Genomic DNA, 264 nt, shown 5'->3' on the forward strand with positions numbered 1-264 from the left:
TTCTATAAAATTATATAAAATAATATATATATTTTATATAATTTATATTGATAAATATTTTTAAATTTGTTATAATTTCACTTATGAATAAATTACTATCAATAGGACAAGCTTCAAAAGTTCTTGGAGTTACTATTCAAACACTTAGAAACTGGGATAAAAAAGAGTTGCTAAAACCTGATGAATTAACCAAAGGTGGGGAGCGTAGATATAAGCTTGAAACACTAAAAAATATCAATAAAAACATAACTTTTAACAATGACA

The 264-nt window shown here is 22.3% G+C and carries 1 protein-coding gene; it reads left to right on the forward strand.

Features of this window, described 5'->3' with window-relative positions; translation table 11 throughout:
• Window positions 1-83 precede the first annotated feature (83 nt).
• Window positions 84-264, forward strand: a 181-nt coding sequence (locus tag O6B72_RS09445) for a MerR family transcriptional regulator (protein ID WP_269493000.1), incomplete at its 3' end; no start/stop codon positions are given.

Origin of the sequence: Campylobacter ureolyticus (genome assembly GCF_027277485.1) — a bacterium.
Classification (GTDB): Bacteria; Campylobacterota; Campylobacteria; order Campylobacterales; family Campylobacteraceae; genus Campylobacter_B; species Campylobacter_B ureolyticus_B.